Here is a 14,189-nt window from a genome sequence, read left to right on the forward strand (position 1 = left end):
TCTCAGTCGCCCGTGGCCACGGAGGCGGACAGGGCGCTGACCGAGGTCGCGGTGGCCGCTGGCGGCGCGATCGTGGTCGGGACCTGGTCCTGTCGCGGCGCACGGGTAATCCGGCCGGTGGTCGGCTGGACCTTCATGCCGGGCATGGCCCGCTGCGCGCCGGAGATGATCACGCGGTCGGTGGGGGCGAGGCCCGAACGGACCACCCGCAGGCCGTCGACCAGCGGCCCGAGTTGCACGGGCTTGGGCGTGACCGAACCATCGGCGGCGACGACCTGGACCACGCGACGGGCCTGGTCGGTGCCGACGGCGGCGTCCGGGATCAGCAGGGCGTCATAGGCGGCCGAGCCCGCAACCCGGGCCTGGCCGAACATGCCCGGCTTCAGGAAGCCGTCGGCATTGGCGATGATGGCGCGCAGACGGATCGTGCCGGACGCGGCGTCGATGGCATTGTCGGTGAAGTCCAGCGTGCCCGAGCGGGAATAGCCGGCCTCGTCCTGCAGCCGGATCTGGACCGGCGCAGACGAGCCCGTGCGGGCCTCGCGCTGGTATTTCAGCAGCAGGGATTCAGAGCCTTCGAAGACGAAATGGATGGGGCTGGACGAGACCACGGTGGTCAGGATGTCGCCGGCGGACGAGCCGCCCGCCACGACGTTGCCGGCATCGACCCGACGGTCCGACACACGCCCGGACAGGGGGGCGACGACGCGGGTGAACTCCAGGTTCAGGCTGGCAGTCCGCAGCGCGGCCTGGGCCGACGCCACCTGGGCCTGGGCCGCCTCGACGGCTCCGGCATTGGTGTCGACCTCGGCCTGGGAAACGGCCTGGCTGGCCAGAAGCCCCTGCGAACGGGTCAGATTGGTACGCGCCAGGTTCAGCTGGGCCTGGGCCTGGGTCAGGGCGGCGCGGGCCGATGCGACCTCGGCCTGGGCCGGGCGCGGATCGAGGGTGAACAGCAGCTGGCCGCGGCGGACGAAGTCACCATCGCGGAAATGGACGGCCTGGATATAGCCGCCGACCCGGGCGCGGACCTCTGCGGTCTGGGTGGCCTCGAACCGGCCTGTGAACTCGTCCTGGTCTACGATCCGCTCGGCCAGCGGCACGGCGACCGTGACGGCGGCAGCGGGCGGCGGCCCTTGCGCCTCGGCTCCCTGCGAACAGCCATAAAGCGCGCCCGTCACGAGGACGGACACGGCAACCAGTTTCAGCCTGCGCATCTGCGCACTCTCCCGATAAGGGCAAAATCCCTGTCAACGACGGTCCGGGCAACGGGGGAGGAGCCGCAGGTCATCGCCTGATGACATCTAGGTGATCGACCGTCCGGTTGTCAACGCGTGATGACATATGCATAAGAGCCCTTGGGGCAGTCGGGAGATCACATTGGGTTTCGAGCTTTGCAGCCGACCGCGGAATGCCGCGGCGACACGCGCCGCTATTCTGGACGCCGCCAGTCGCCGCTTCATGGCGGAGACCTATGAACAGGTCGGGATGCGCGATGTTGCCGGAGACGTGGGTGTCGATGCCGCCCTGATCTCGCGCTATTTCGGCTCGAAGGAAGACCTCTTTCTCGCCGTGCTGGACAACTGCGGCAAGGGTTCGGACCTGATGGACGGCGACCGAGCCGACTTCGGTCGGCGCATGGCCCATGAACTGGTTTATGGCGAGCCGAACGAGGGCAAGATGGGCTGGCTGCTGATCATGCTGCGATCGGCCTCGTCGCCCAAGGCCGCAGCGATCCTGAAACTGTCGTCGAACAATTTTCATGCGCCGTTCGCGGAATGGGTCGGCGGCAGGAATGCGCTGGTCCGTGCCCGGCTTCTGACGGGCGTGCTGATGGGGCTGGGCGTCAGCCGGGACATCTCGGGCGGGTTCGATTTCGATGCCGAGGAATGCGAGACGATGTGCGCATGGTTGGCGGACACCCTGCAGGGGCTGATCGACGGCTGATCGCCGCGACTTTCAAGCCCGCCTGGGCGAGCAAGGATCGAAATTGCGCCGTGAGAGGTGATCTCGCGCAATATTGGAAGAATTTTCCCTAACCGGGTTGTGCGACGCACCAAGGTCTGGCTTAATGACGCTCGCAATCAGGAGCGGGTCGTGACCCAACGCCAAGACATCAGACCATCGGTTCGCACAGCCAAGGCTGTTGCCATCCAGCGCGTGCAGGCGACGAGCGCAGCCCTGACCACCCTTATTCTCAGCGTACTCCTTGGACTGCTCTCCGGAGCGGTGTGGATGCACGCAACCTGAACCCCAAACTCAGGATCGCACGCAGCCACCCGCTCCCGACAGGAAGCGGGTTTTTTGTTGCGCGCGGTCCGAACACGCACTCGGACCCTGTTAAGTCATGACGCAAGATTTCACCCCGGAAGACACCGCCCCGTCGCCCAAGCGACGCAGCGCGGTCGTGACCGCCGGACCCAGCCGCGCCGCGGCTCGCAGCTATCTGCGGGCTGCGGGCATGGACGATGCCGATTTCCAGAAGCCGATGGTCGCGGTGGTCAACACCTGGTCATCGGTGACGCCGTGCAACATGCATCTGGACCGGCTGGCAAAGGATGTTCGCGCCGGCATCATCGCGGCCGGCGGCTTCCCGATCGACTTCAACACCATCGTCGTTACGGACGGCATCTCGATGGGCACGCCGGGCATGAAGGCCTCGCTGATCAGCCGCGAGGTGGTCGCCGATTCGATCGAACTGGCGGTCCAGGGCCACCAGCTGGACGGCGTCGTCTGCATCGTCGGCTGTGACAAGACGATCCCGGCCGCCGCCATGGCCCTGGCCCGGATGGATATCCCGGGACTGGTCTATTATGGCGGGACCATCCTGCCCGGCCGGATCGGCTCGGCCGAGATCTCGATCCAGGAGGTGTTCGAGGCCATCGGTGCGCACGGAGCCGGCACGATCGATGATGACCAGCTGAAGGCCGTCGAAAGCGCAGCCTGCCCCGGTGCCGGGGCCTGTGGTGGTCAGTTCACGGCAAACACCATGGCCATGGCCCTGTCGATGATGGGCCTGTCCCCGATGGGGGCCAATGACGTCCCGGCCGTCGATCCGGCCAAGGCCGCCGAGGGCGAGCGCTGTGGCCGCCTGATCGTCGAGCGCATCTTCGCCGGCGACACGGCCCGCAAATACATCACCCGCGCCTCGCTGAAGAACGCCGCCGTGGCCGTCTCGGCCTCGGGCGGCTCGACCAACGCTGTCATGCACCTGACCGCGATCGCCGCCGAGGCCGGGGTCGAGTTCGGCATCGAGGACTGCCACCAGGCCTGTGTCGAGGCTCCGGTCATCTGCGACCTGAAGCCCGGCGGCCGGTTCCTGGCCTCGCACCTGTATGCCGCGGGCGGCACGCGGCTGGTGACCCAGCGGCTGGCGGCGGCGGGCAAGATCGTCAATGCGCCCACCGTCTCGGGCCGCAGCCTGTTCGCCGAGGCCGCCGAGGCCGAAGAGGCCCCGGGCCAGCAGGTCGTGACCACGGTCGAGGCTCCGGTCATGGCGCGCGGCTCCTATGCGGTTATCCACGGGGACCTGGCCCCCGAAGGCGCGATCATCAAGCTGGCGGGCCATGCCATCGACCGGTTCGAGGGTCCGGCCTGTGTGTTCGATTCCGAGGAAGACGCCTTCCATGCCGTCCAGGACGGGTCGGTCGGCGAGGGCGATGTGATCATCATCCGCTACGAGGGACCGCGCGGCGGTCCCGGCATGCGCGAGATGCTGCAGGTCACGGCGGCCCTGAAGGGACGCGGCGTCGTCAACGTCGCCCTGCTGACCGACGGCCGGTTCTCGGGGGCCAGCTATGGCTTCGTCGCCGGCCACATCTCGCCGGAAGCCGCCGTCGGGGGGCCGATCGCCCTGGTCCGCGACGGCGACCGGATCACCATCGACGTCACCAACCGCCGCATCGACGTCGCCGCCGATCTGGTGGCGCGTCGCCGCGACCATGTCGCCCCGCCGCTGAGCCCCGCCACGGGTGTCTTTGCCAAATACCGCGCCAGCGTCGCCTCGGCCTCGCAGGGTGCCGTCACCATCCCCAATCCGCCGCCCGCCCAGGTGCCGGCGACCACCCAAGCCCGTCAGGAAGCCTGAGCCATGGAAATCTACACCAACGAAGACATCCGCCCCGGCGTCATCGCAGGACAGCGTATCGCCGTCATCGGCTATGGCTCTCAGGGCCGGGCCCACGCCCAGAACCTGAAGGACAGCGGCCACGACGTGGTCGTCGGCGTCCGCGAGGGCGGCAAGGGCTGGAAGCACGCCCAGGCCGATGGCGTTCCGACCGCCGAGCCCGCCGAGGCGGTCAGGAATGCCGACATCATCGCCATTCTGACGCCCGACATGGCCCAGGCCCAGGTCTATCGCGACATCATCGAGCCGCACGCCAAGAAGGGTGCGGCCATCCTGTTCGCCCACGGCTTCTCGATCCTGTACGGCCGGGTCGCGCCGCGCCCCGACATGGACGTCATCCTGGTCGCGCCCAAGGGACCGGGGGATCTAGTCCGCCGCGAGTATGCGCGCGGTCGCGGCGTGCCAGCCCTGTTCGCGGTCGAGCAGGATGCCACGGGCAAGGCCCGCGACCGGGCCATGGGCTATGCCAAGGGCATCGGCGGCGCGACCGGCGGCCTGCTGGAGACCAGCTTCCGGGAAGAGACCGAGACCGACCTGTTCGGCGAACAGGCCGTCCTGTGCGGCGGGGCCAAGGAACTGGTCATGGGCGGCTTCAGCACCCTGGTCGAGGCCGGCTACCAGCCCGAGATCGCCTATTTCGAATGCCTGCACGAGCTGAAGCTGATCGTGGACCTGTTCTACGAGGGCGGCATCACCAAGATGAACGAATTCATCTCCGAGACCGCCAAATGGGGCTCGGTCGTCTCCGGCCCGCGCGTCATCAACGGCGAGACCCGCGAGCGGATGCGCGAGATCCTGGCCGAGATCCAGTCGGGCCAGTTCGCCCGCGAATGGATCGCCGAGAACGAAGCCGGCAAGGGGGCCTATGACGCCCTGGTCAAGGCCGACAGCGATCACCCGATCGAGGTCGTCGGTGCCGGTCTGCGCGAGCGCATGGCCTGGCTGCACGCCCCCAAGACCGCCGAAGCGGCCTGATCGACAACCGAGCCAGACTGATGACCGTCGCCACTGCCTTCAAGGACGCTCCCGCCACTGCTCCCCAGAGCGGCGCGCGGCTGCTCGTCTCCACGCTGGAACGGCTGGGGGTCGAGGTGGTGTTCGGTTATCCGGGCGGGGCCATCATGCCGGTCTATGACGCCCTGACCGGCTCGTCGCTGAAACACATCCTGGTGCGACACGAACAGGGCGCGGCCTTCGCCGCCGATGCCTGGGCCCGGGCGACGGGCAAGGTCGGGGTCTGTATGGCCACGTCCGGCCCTGGTGCGACCAACCTGATCACGGGCATCGCCAATGCGATGATGGATTCGGTGCCGATGGTCTGCATCACCGGCAATGTTTCCACCGCCGTCATGGGCACCGACGCCTTCCAGGAGATCGACATCCTGGGCGTCACCCTGCCGATCGTGAAGCACAGCTGGATCGTCCGGAACCCGGCCGATGTTCCCGCCGTGATCGAGGAGGCCTTCCACGTGGCCCGCTCGGGCCGTCCCGGTCCCGTGCTGGTCGACCTGCCCAAGGATGTCCAGGTCGGCATGACGGCCGATCCCTATGGCTTCTCCATCCCGAACACGACGGCGGAACTGGACTGGGCCGCCATCGCCGAGGCCGAGGCACTGATCCGGCAGGCGGCGCGGCCGCTGCTGTACGTCGGGGGCGGGGTCAAGATCGCGGGCGCGACCGAGGCGCTGCGCGACCTGGCCGGGCGCACGGGCATCCCCGTCGTCTCGACCCTGAACGCCCTGGGCTCGGTGCGCACCGATGCCCACGGCTATCTGGGCATGCTGGGCATGCATGGCACGCGCGCCGCCAATGAGGCGGTGCAGGAAAGCGACCTGCTGATCGTCCTGGGCGCCCGGTTCGACGACCGGGCGACCGGCAAGCTGAACGAGTTCGCCCCCTTCGCCCGCGTCGTGCATTTCGATGTCGACCCGGCCGAGGTCGGCAAACTGCGTGCGACCCATGTGCCGGTCATCGGTGACCTGAAGGCCGGGATCGAGGCCCTGAACCCGGGCCCGCTGGCCATCCAGCCCTGGGCCGAACGCTGCACCCGCAACGCGGCCACGAATGCCTATCGCTATGACGCGCCGGGTGAGGGGGTCTATGCGCCGGCGCTGCTGAACGAACTGTCGCTGCAGGCCGGGGACAGTTTCGTCGCCGCCTGCGATGTCGGCCAGCACCAGATGTGGGTGGCCCAGCACTGTGCCTTCACCCGGCCCGAGGCGCATCTGACCTCGGGTGGTCTGGGGGCCATGGGCTATGGCCTGCCCGCCGGCATGGGGGCCAAGCTGGCCCGGCCGGACGCCCATGTCGTGACGGTGTCCGGCGACGGCAGCTTCATGATGAACATCCAGGAGCTGGCCACGCTGCGGCGCTACGGCATCGCCCTGAAGATCGTGCTGCTGGACAACTCCAGCCTGGGACTGGTGCGCCAGTGGCAGGAGCTGTTCTTCGAGCAGAACTATTCCGAGGTCGATCTGTCCGACAATCCGGACTTCGTCGTCGTGGCCCAGGCCTTCGGGATCGAGGCGTTCCGCGTCGATGCCCGGGACCAGGTCAGCGACGGGATCGCCCGGCTGCTGGACGCGCGCGGGCCCTGCCTGATGCACGTCCTGATCGACCCCAAGGAAAACGTCTGGCCGCTGGTGCCGCCAGGCAAGAACAACGCCGAGATGATGCACGGCGACTCACGCTTCGAAGGAGACATGTGATGAACGACACCATCCATATCCAGATTGATCGGGCCGATGGCTCCCTTCAGCGTCTCATCGGTCTCGTGGAGCGCCGGGGCTTTCACATCGACGGCATGAGCCTGTCGGACGAAGGCCAGACCCGCCGGGTGCAGATCAAGGTGCGCGGCCGCGATGCCGGGCGCTGCATGGAAAACCTGGGCCGCCAGATCGACAAGCTGGTCGGCGCGACCCGCGTGTCCCGCCCGGTCGCGGCCTTCACCGGCGACTATCGCACCGAGGTGGCGGCATGACCGATCCCCAGGTAGGCCGCGACCCGAACCGGGTCGTGATCTTTGACACCACCATGCGCGACGGCGAACAGGCCCCGGGCTTTTCGATGTCCCCCGCCGACAAGGTCCGCATGGGCCGGGCACTCAAGGACCTGGGTGTCGACGTCATGGAGGCCGGCTTTGCCGCCGCGTCTCCCGGCGACGAGGACTGTATCCGGGCCGTGGTCGGTGAAATGGCCGAGGACGACTCCGGGCCGGTCTTCTGCTCGCTGTCGCGGTCGAGCGAGGCCGACATCGACGCTAGCTACCGCGCCCTGCGGGGCACGAAGCGCCGACGCTGCCACGTCTTCATCGGCACCAGCCCGATCCACCGGACCGCCAAGCTGCGGATGACGCCGGACGAGGTTCTGGCACAGGCCGTACGGGCAGTTCAGTACGCGCGGACCCATTTCCACGACGTCGAGTTCAGCGCCGAGGATGCCATCCGGACCGAGCCGGAGTTCCTGGCCGAGGTGCTGGAAGCCGTCAGCGAGGTCGGGGCCTCGACCCTGAACGTGCCCGACACGGTCGGCTATGCGACGCCGGACGAGATCGGCGCCCTTTACCGGTTCCTGATCGCCCGGATCCGTCCGCGATTCCCCAATGTGATCTTCTCGGCCCACTGCCACAACGACCTGGGTCTGGCGGTCGCCAACTCCCTGGCGGCCGTGGATGCCGGGGTGCGTCAGGTCGAAAGCACCATCAACGGCATCGGCGAGCGCGCCGGCAACGCCGCGCTGGAAGAGGTGGTCATGGCCCTGAAGGTGCGCGCCGAACGCTATGGCGTCACGACCGGCGTGGACACGACCCGTCTGGTCTCGACCAGCCGGGCCCTGAGCGAGGTGACCCATTCGCCGATCGTCCGGAACAAGGCGATCGTCGGCATCAATGCCTTTGCCCACGAGGCGGGCATCCACCAGCACGGCATGTACGCCGACGCCCGGACCTACGAGATCATGCGTCCGCAGGACGTGGGTTTCGAGGGCAGCTTCTTCGTGCTGGGCAAGCATTCCGGGCGGACGGCGGTCGCCAAGCGGGCCGAGGTGCTGGGCTGGCCCCTGGCCGACGCGCATCTGGCCGAGGCCTTTGCGGCCTTCAAGACCCGGGCGGACGTCATCGGCGAGATCAACGACGCCGAATTGATCGCCATCTGCAAGGCGACCCAGAGCCGGGTGGCGCATGCAGCGGCGTGATTTCCAGACCCGCAAATTCCGCTCATCCCTGCGAAAGCCGGGCCCCGGTGCTTTGGGCGGTATGATTTGTGTCCGCTCACCGGGTCAGCCATCCGGCGCACACTGCGCTGTGACAGGACTGGGTCCCGGCTTTCGCCGGGATGAGCGGAGTTACTGATGACGTCCGCGCGCACCCTGTATGAGAAGGTCTGGTCCCGCCACGTCGTGGTGGCGGAGACCGAGGCGACCCCGGGCGTGATGTATGTCGACCTGCATCTGGTCCATGAGGTCACCAGCCCGCAGGCCTTCACCGAGATCGAGGCGCGTGGCCGGACGGTGCGGCGTCCCGACCGCACCTTTGCCACGCTGGATCATTCGACCCCGACCCTGCCGGCGGTCGATGGCGAGCGGCCCTATGTGACGGCCGAAGCCCGGTCCCAGGTCGAGCGGCTGGAGGCCAACTGTGCCCGGCATGGCATCGATCTGGCGGGATGGGGCTCGCCCGACCGGGGCGTCGTCCATGTCATGGGGCCGGAGCTGGGCCTGACCCAGCCGGGCATGACGGTGGTCTGTGGCGACAGCCATACGGCCACGCACGGGGCTTTCGGAGCCCTGGCCTTTGGTATCGGCACCTCCGAGGTCGGCCATGTGCTGGCGACCCAGTGCCTGTTGCAGCGCCGGTCGAGGACCATGCGGGTCACGGTCGACGGCACCCTGGCACCGGGCGTGTCGGGCAAGGACGTCGCCCTGGCCGTGATCGCGGAACTGGGCTTTGGCGGCGGCACGGGCTTTGTCATTGAATATGCCGGCCAGGCCGTGCGCAGCCTCGACATGGAAGGGCGGATGACCCTCTGCAACATGTCGATAGAGGCGGGTGCGCGGGCCGGGATGATCGCGCCGGATGCCGTGACCATCGACTGGCTGCGAGGCCGCAAACATGTGCCGCACGGCGCGGCCTATGAGGCCCTGGCGACCGAATGGCTGGCCCTGGCCAGCGATGCCGGGGCGGTGTTCGATCAGGAGATCGTGCTGGACGGCTCGGCGATCCGTCCGATGGCGACCTGGGGCACCACGCCCGATGCCGGGGCTCCGATCGGCTCCCCCGTGCCGCAGCCGCGCTCGGACAGCGACCGCAAGGCCCTGGCCTATATGGGGTTCGAGGCCGGGGGTACGACGACCACCCAGGCCGTGGACGTGGTCTTCATCGGCAGCTGCACCAACGGTCGTCTGCCCGACCTGCGCGCGGCGGCCGAGGTCCTGCGGGGCCGCAAGGTCGACCCGCGCGTCCGCATGCTGGTGGTCCCGGGCTCCGAGGCCGTGCGCCGCGATGCGGAGGCCGAAGGGCTGCATCACGTCTTCACCGAGGCCGGTGCCGAATGGCGCATCCCAGGCTGTTCGATGTGTATTGCGATGAATGGCGACGTCGTCGGGCCGGGCCAGCTGGCGGTCTCGACCTCGAACCGCAATTTCGAAGGCCGCCAGGGCAAGGGGGCCCGCACCATCCTCGCCAGCCCCGCCACGGCCGCCGCCAGCGCGATCGCCGGCGTCCTGACCGATCCGCGCGTGTATCTGGGGGAGGTCGTGGATGCGTGACCAATGTGCACCCTTCCCCTGCAGGGGGAAGGGCCGGGGATGGGGTGGAGGCACCCTCTCAATGGGACGCTGCGACACCCGGTCTTCTCGCAGGCCCGGATACCACCGGGTGAACGTGGGAACTGGCAGGACCGTGCCTCCACCCCATCCCAACCCTTCCCCCTCCAGGGGAAGGGCTTTCCCGGCTTTCGCCGGGATGAGCGGAATCATGGGGCCAAGCGGAGGACTGTCATGGAACCCCTGAAAACCCTGACCTCCCACACCCTGGTTCTGACCCAGGCCAATATCGACACCGACCAGATCATTCCGGCGCGGTTCCTAACCACCACAGAAACGACCGGGCTGGGGGCCAAGGCCTTCTATGACTGGCGCTATGAGGCGGACGGGTCCCCAAGGCCCGAAGCGGTACTGAACCGCATCGATCCAGCGGCGCACCGGATCCTGGTGGCCGGGGACAATTTCGGCTGCGGATCGTCGCGCGAGCACGCACCCTGGGCCCTGCACGACTATGGCTTTCGCGCTGTCGTCTCGACCTCGATCGCCGACATCTTCACCTCCAATGCGCTGAAGAACGGCCTGCTGCCAGTCGTTGTGGATCAGGCGACCTGGGACGATCTGGTCGCCCATCCGGAACAGGCCGTGACCATCGATCTGGAAGCCAATGAACTGCGCCGCGGCAACCATGCGCCGGTACCCTTTGCTGTCGAGCCGTTTGCCCGCCAGTGCCTGCTGGACGGCGTGGACACGCTGGGCTGGCTGTTGAACCACACCCCCGCCATCGAAGCCTTTGAACACGCCCGAACAACGGAAATCGCCTGATGCCCAGTATCCAGACCTACAAGATCGTCATCCTGCCCGGCGACGGTGTCGGCCCCGAGGTCACGGCCGCAGCGCGGGATGTGCTGAATGTCATCGCCGACTTCTACGGCCACCGGTTCGAGTTTTCGGAGCATCTGATCGGCGGCGCGGCCATCGATGCGACCGGCGATCCCTTGCCGCCGGAAACCGTCGAGGCCTGTCTGGCCTCGCACGGCGTTCTGCTGGGGGCCGTCGGTGGGCCCAAATGGGAAGGCGGAAAGCGTCGTCCCGAAGAGGGCCTGCTGAACATCCGCAAGGCCATGGGTCTGTTCGCCAACCTGCGGCCGCTGCAGGTCTCGCCGGTCATGGCGCACCGCTCGCCGCTGAAGAAGGAGATCGTCGAGGGGGTCGACCTGATCGTCTTCCGCGAACTGACCGGCGGCGTCTATTTCGGTGAAAAGGTCCGCACCGACACCATGGCCTCGGACCTGTGCGTCTATTCGGTCGAGGAGATCGAGCGGGTCACGCGCGCGGCCTTCCGGATCGCCCTGCAGCGGCGCGGCAAGGTGACCTCGGTCGACAAGGCCAATGTCATGGAGACCAGCCGCCTGTGGCGCGAGGTCGTGACCCGCATCCATGCCGAGGAATTCCCGCAGGTCCAGCTGGAGCATGCCCTGGTCGATTCCATGGCCATGCATCTGATCCGCAAGCCGCGCGAATACGACGTCATCCTGACCGAGAACATGTTCGGCGACATCCTGTCCGACGAGATCAGCGTGCTGGGCGGGTCGATCGGCCTGTTGCCCTCGGCGTCGCTGGGGTCGGGCGGGCCGGGTCTGTTCGAGCCCATCCACGGCTCGGCACCGGACATCGCCGGCCGGGACCTGGCCAATCCGGTGGGCACCATCCTGTCGGCCGCCATGCTGTTGCGGCACGGACTGGGGCTGGATGACGAAGCCTCCTCGATCGAGGCCGCCGTCGCCGCTGTGCTGGCCGCTGGTGCCACGACCGCAGATCTGGGCGGTGAACTCGGCACCCGGGCCGCAGGCGAAGCCATCATCGACGCCATCCGTGCCATCCACTGGGCGGCTGCCCATCGCGTGCAAATGCACTGGGGATAACCCTTGCGTTAACCTTTGCTGTAAAGGTCAGATATTGCTCGATCTAAGGAAAAACCTGAGAAATCGGCCTTTCATCCAAGTATGAAATACGAAGGCTGCACGAAAATTGCACAGAACACGGCATAGCCCCTTGCACTTCTCGCAAATGCGTTAAACAGTTCGCAACTGCGAGATTGCAAATCAGGGGAGCAACTTCATGGTGCGGTTCGGGAACGGGTTGAGAGGGCTTATGGCCCTGGGGGTCTTGACCCTCAGTCTATCGAGTGGGGCCATGGCGATTGCGGCTCCGGCCGTTCCGGAACCGGTGGCAGAGGCCGCTGCGGCGGTCGTCGAAGCCCCCGCCGAGATCGTCGAGGCGGTCACGGCAGAAGCCGAGGCCCCGGCGCCAGTGCTGCTGGCACACCAGGCGGCCCTGGAACTGGATGGCGCAGGCACGGCCTGGCTCGGCACATCGACCGCGCTGGTCCTGCTGATGACCCTGCCGGGTCTGGCCCTGTTCTACGGCGGCATGGTCCGGCGCAAGAACGTCATCGCCACCATCACCCAGTCCGTCGGCGTGTTCGGCGTCGTCTCGCTGGTCTGGTTCGTGGCCGGCTATTCCCTCGCCTTCGGCAATGGTGGCGATCTGAACAGCTATATCGGCGGGTTCGACTCGCTGTTCCTGAACGGGGTCACCATGGACACGGCGCACAGCCTGCTGCCCGGGATTCCCGAGTTCCTGTTCATCGCCTTCCAGATGACCTTCGCCATCATCACGCCCGCCCTGATCACCGGAGCCTTTGCCGAGCGGATCAAATACTCAGGCTTGCTGCTGTTCACGGCCCTGTGGTCGCTGCTGGTCTATTCGCCGATCGCCCACTGGGTGTGGGGCGGCGGGTTCCTGGGCTCGATGGGCGTGCTGGACTTTGCCGGCGGTGCCGTCGTTCACGTCAACTCCGGCGTGGCGGGTCTGGTCTGCGCGATCTTCCTCGGCAGCCGCAAGGGCTACGGGTCAGAGCCGATCGTGGCGCACAACCCCGTCCTGACGATGATCGGTGCCAGCCTGCTGCTGGTCGGCTGGATCGGCTTCAACGCCGGATCGGCCGGTGCGGCCAACAATCTGATGGCCGTCGCCCTGATCAACACCGTGCTGGCGGCCGCTGCGGCTTCGCTGACCTGGAAGATCGTCGAAGTGATGGAGAAGAAGAAGCCATCCCTGATCGGCGTCCTGTCCGGCATGGTCGCCGGCCTCGTGGCCATCACGCCGGCCGCGGGCTTCGTCGATCCCAAGGGTGCGGTGATCATCGGCCTGATCGCCGGTCCGGTCTGCTATGCCTCTTCGGTGTGGATCAAGAAGCTTCTCAAGTATGACGACAGCCTGGACGCCTTCGGCATCCATGGCGCAGGCGGCCTGCTCGGCGCGCTTCTGACCGGCGTGTTCGCCACGACCACGATCAACAGCCTGTCCGAGGGTGCAAACTTCGGTGCCCAGGCCATTGGTCTGGTCTGGACCATCCTGTTCAGCGCCATCGGGACGCTGGTGATCCTGGTGATCTGCAAATACACCACGGGTCTTCGGGTGACCGACGCCCAGGAGTCGGAAGGTCTGGATACCCACCTGCACGGCGAGGCCATGGACCACGCCTGACAACGACCATGACCGGGCGCAGGCGATCCCTGCGCCCGGGCTTCACAACAACAACAACCTCAATCAGGGGATCATCATCATGAGAAATCTAACCGTCTGTGCAGCCGCGCTTGCCGTCGCTGCCCTCGCCGGCACCGCATCGGCTCAGGACGCCCAGGTCGCGTTCAACGTCGTGGGGACCAGCGACTATGTCTTCCGCGGCTTCAGCCAGACCGGCGAGGATCCGGCTATTCAGGGCGGCGTCGACCTGACCATTGGCAGCGTCTACCTCGGGGCCTGGGCCTCGAACGTCGACTTCGGCGACTCCACCGATGCCGAAATCGACGTCTATGGCGGCTATCGCTGGGAATCCGTCGGCGTGGCCTGGGACGTGGGCGTGGTCGGCTATTTCTACGCACCCGGGTCCAACAGCGACTATGACTATGTCGAGGTCAAGGTTGCCGGGTCGCGGGCCATCGGCCCGCTGACTGTCGGAGCCGCAGCCTACTTCTCGCCGGACTTCTTCGGCGTCGACGATGAGGCGACCTATCTGGAAGCCAACGCCGCCATCACACCCGCCGACAAGTGGACGGTCTCGGGCGCGATCGGCAAGCAGTGGCTGAGCACTTCGGACGACTACAGCACCTGGAATGCCGGGGTGGCTTACGCGATCACCGAGAACGTCGCGCTCGACCTGCGCTACTACGATACCGACGTCAAAAACGTCCCCATCGCCAGCGACCGCGTCGTCGGCACCGTCAAACTGCTGTTCTAG

The 14,189-nt window shown here is 67.2% G+C and carries 13 protein-coding genes; 12 read left to right on the forward strand and 1 reads right to left on the reverse strand.

The genetic code is table 11. From position 1 onward, the window contains the following. Positions 1–2: 2 nt before the first annotated feature. Positions 3–1,217 (reverse strand): efflux RND transporter periplasmic adaptor subunit, encoded by a 1,215-nt coding sequence (locus GGR13_RS11805; RefSeq protein ID WP_183213752.1) that lies wholly within the window; start codon positions 1,215–1,217, stop codon positions 3–5. A 163-nt stretch (positions 1,218–1,380) separates the two neighbouring features. Between GGR13_RS11805 and GGR13_RS11810 the strand changes: the two genes are divergently transcribed. From GGR13_RS11810 to GGR13_RS11865, 12 genes are all read left to right on the forward strand, one after another. After that, a complete protein-coding gene (locus GGR13_RS11810) occupies positions 1,381–1,947 on the forward strand; it encodes a TetR/AcrR family transcriptional regulator (RefSeq protein WP_246347829.1) in 567 nt (188 codons plus the stop codon). Positions 1,948–2,097: 150 nt separating this feature from the next. Then, a complete protein-coding gene (locus GGR13_RS11815; RefSeq protein ID WP_183213754.1) occupies positions 2,098–2,250 on the forward strand; it encodes a hypothetical protein in 153 nt (50 codons plus the stop codon). 97 nt (positions 2,251–2,347) lie between these two features. Next, on the forward strand, positions 2,348–4,087 hold the full coding sequence (gene ilvD, locus GGR13_RS11820) for a dihydroxy-acid dehydratase (protein WP_183213755.1): 1,740 nt from the start codon (positions 2,348–2,350) through the stop codon (positions 4,085–4,087). A 3-nt stretch (positions 4,088–4,090) separates the two neighbouring features. Further along, entirely contained in the window at positions 4,091–5,101 is a 1,011-nt protein-coding gene (gene ilvC, locus GGR13_RS11825) for a ketol-acid reductoisomerase (RefSeq protein WP_183213756.1), read from the forward strand. A gap of 20 nt (positions 5,102–5,121) precedes the next feature. Further along, positions 5,122–6,834, forward strand: coding sequence for an acetolactate synthase 2 catalytic subunit (ilvG, locus tag GGR13_RS11830; RefSeq protein ID WP_183213757.1), 1,713 nt, complete (start codon positions 5,122–5,124; stop codon positions 6,832–6,834). Beyond that, complete coding sequence (locus tag GGR13_RS11835; protein WP_183213758.1) at positions 6,834–7,106, forward strand: ACT domain-containing protein; 273 nt, start codon at positions 6,834–6,836, stop codon at positions 7,104–7,106. The genes ilvG and GGR13_RS11835 overlap by 1 nt, the downstream gene beginning before the upstream one ends. After that, complete coding sequence (locus GGR13_RS11840) at positions 7,103–8,317, forward strand: 2-isopropylmalate synthase (RefSeq protein WP_183213759.1); 1,215 nt, start codon at positions 7,103–7,105, stop codon at positions 8,315–8,317. The genes GGR13_RS11835 and GGR13_RS11840 overlap by 4 nt, the downstream gene beginning before the upstream one ends. Before the next feature lie 156 nt (positions 8,318–8,473). After that, entirely contained in the window at positions 8,474–9,889 is a 1,416-nt protein-coding gene (leuC, locus tag GGR13_RS11845) for a 3-isopropylmalate dehydratase large subunit (RefSeq protein WP_183213760.1), read from the forward strand. A 231-nt stretch (positions 9,890–10,120) separates the two neighbouring features. Beyond that, positions 10,121–10,708 carry a 3-isopropylmalate dehydratase small subunit gene (gene leuD, locus GGR13_RS11850; protein WP_183213761.1) on the forward strand — a complete coding sequence of 196 codons (588 nt, stop codon included), beginning with the start codon at positions 10,121–10,123 and terminating at the stop codon, positions 10,706–10,708. Then, positions 10,708–11,808, forward strand: a complete 1,101-nt coding sequence (gene leuB / locus GGR13_RS11855; protein ID WP_183213762.1) for a 3-isopropylmalate dehydrogenase — start codon at positions 10,708–10,710, stop codon at positions 11,806–11,808. Before leuD ends, leuB begins: the two co-directional genes overlap by 1 nt. A gap of 271 nt (positions 11,809–12,079) precedes the next feature. Next, positions 12,080–13,435, forward strand: a complete 1,356-nt coding sequence (locus tag GGR13_RS11860; RefSeq protein ID WP_183213763.1) for an ammonium transporter — start codon at positions 12,080–12,082, stop codon at positions 13,433–13,435. A gap of 79 nt (positions 13,436–13,514) precedes the next feature. Beyond that, entirely contained in the window at positions 13,515–14,189 is a 675-nt protein-coding gene (locus GGR13_RS11865) for a TorF family putative porin (protein ID WP_183213764.1), read from the forward strand.

This window comes from Brevundimonas variabilis (genome assembly GCF_014199945.1).
Lineage (GTDB): Bacteria > Pseudomonadota > Alphaproteobacteria > Caulobacterales > Caulobacteraceae > Brevundimonas > Brevundimonas variabilis.

Bases quoted from the DNA above. Each gene is read 5' to 3' on its own strand.
- leuD (WP_183213761.1), top strand. From the start codon at position 10,121: ATGGAACCCCTGAAAACCCTGACCTCCCACACCCTGGTTCTGACCCAG.
- GGR13_RS11805 (WP_183213752.1), bottom strand. From the start codon at position 1,217: ATGCGCAGGCTGAAACTGGTTGCCGTGTCCGTCCTCGTGACGGGCGCG.
- leuC (WP_183213760.1), top strand. From the start codon at position 8,474: ATGACGTCCGCGCGCACCCTGTATGAGAAGGTCTGGTCCCGCCACGTC.
- leuB (WP_183213762.1), top strand. From the start codon at position 10,708: ATGCCCAGTATCCAGACCTACAAGATCGTCATCCTGCCCGGCGACGGT.
- GGR13_RS11840 (WP_183213759.1), top strand. From the start codon at position 7,103: ATGACCGATCCCCAGGTAGGCCGCGACCCGAACCGGGTCGTGATCTTT.
- ilvG (WP_183213757.1), top strand. From the start codon at position 5,122: ATGACCGTCGCCACTGCCTTCAAGGACGCTCCCGCCACTGCTCCCCAG.
- GGR13_RS11860 (WP_183213763.1), top strand. From the start codon at position 12,080: ATGGCGATTGCGGCTCCGGCCGTTCCGGAACCGGTGGCAGAGGCCGCT.
- GGR13_RS11835 (WP_183213758.1), top strand. From the start codon at position 6,834: ATGAACGACACCATCCATATCCAGATTGATCGGGCCGATGGCTCCCTT.
- ilvC (WP_183213756.1), top strand. From the start codon at position 4,091: ATGGAAATCTACACCAACGAAGACATCCGCCCCGGCGTCATCGCAGGA.
- ilvD (WP_183213755.1), top strand. From the start codon at position 2,348: ATGACGCAAGATTTCACCCCGGAAGACACCGCCCCGTCGCCCAAGCGA.
- GGR13_RS11865 (WP_183213764.1), top strand. From the start codon at position 13,515: ATGAGAAATCTAACCGTCTGTGCAGCCGCGCTTGCCGTCGCTGCCCTC.